A 628-nucleotide genomic window follows, 5' to 3' on the forward strand; every position below is an offset into this window, starting at 1 on the left:
GGGTGAAGTCGTAACAAGGTAGCCGTAGGGGAACCTGCGGCTGGATCACCTCCTTAAACGACCAGTCACTGCACCCGGCAAGTGTCCACAATGAATTACCTGATCGAACGAGCAAGACTGTTTGGGTATAGGCCCAGCGTGACCAATGGGTCTGTAGCTCAGTTGGTTAGAGCGCACCCCTGATAAGGGTGAGGTCGGCAGTTCAAGTCTGCCCAGACCCACCAATTTTATCCAGTTCTACGTTATTTTGTGACTCGCATAGCAGGCTATGCGTCGCCACAAAATGCCTTGACCTGAATAAAATTCCACTTCCCCATGTCACGTAATGGGAATCAGAGGGGCCTTAGCTCAGCTGGGAGAGCGCCTGCCTTGCACGCAGGAGGTCAGCGGTTCGATCCCGCTAGGCTCCACCATCCAACAGTCCACGACCTGATTGAGTCTGCAGTCACAAGCCATTGTCACATCATGTGATGTCAGGTTTGTGACTGTCGATTGACAGTCTGCTCTTTAACAATGTGAATCATGCTGACAACGTTTCTTCCGAGAGGAAGAGACACGAGATACGTCTCAAGCGTATCCGGCAATTGTCGATCGTCATCGCGGACCAGACCTCTTGGGGTTATATGGT

The 628-nt window shown here is 51.9% G+C and carries 2 tRNA genes and 1 rRNA gene; all 3 read left to right on the top strand.

Annotated features, from left to right (window positions below):
- A 16S ribosomal RNA gene (locus tag M8009_RS18870) occupies nucleotides 1-56 on the top strand; the annotation flags it as partial.
- Between the two features lie 91 nt (nucleotides 57-147).
- A tRNA-Ile gene (locus M8009_RS18875) sits at nucleotides 148-224 on the top strand.
- A gap of 113 nt (nucleotides 225-337) precedes the next feature.
- A tRNA-Ala gene (locus tag M8009_RS18880) sits at nucleotides 338-413 on the top strand.
- Nucleotides 414-628 lie beyond the last annotated feature (215 nt).

The organism is Halomonas gemina (assembly GCF_023554995.1).
GTDB classification, from domain to species: Bacteria; Pseudomonadota; Gammaproteobacteria; order Pseudomonadales; family Halomonadaceae; genus Halomonas; species Halomonas gemina.